1 pseudogene is annotated in these 230 nt (G+C 53.5%); it reads right to left on the reverse strand.

The features are described 5' to 3' along the window. A pseudogene (locus C1I60_RS25065) lies at positions 1–230 on the reverse strand (PTS beta-glucoside transporter subunit IIABC); the annotation flags it as partial.

The raw sequence follows: 230 nt of genomic DNA on the forward strand, positions 1-230 counted from the left end.
CAGCATAACACCGAACGCAGCACCGGTTTGGGCGAAGATGGAAGCCGCAGCGGAAGGCTTGATTCCGTCTTTGCCGTTAACAGCAATGTTATTAATGAATACAGGTACGAGGCCCCAATGGACACCGAAGATAACGAGTAGTTGCCAGCAAGCACCCATAATTGCTCCAGCCAATAACGGGCTGAAGCCGAACGCGGCAATGAGTCCAGTTGCGATGCCGTTGCCCACGT

Origin of the sequence: Paenibacillus terrae (assembly GCF_005217525.1) — a bacterium.
GTDB lineage: Bacteria > Bacillota > Bacilli > Paenibacillales > Paenibacillaceae > Paenibacillus > Paenibacillus terrae_C.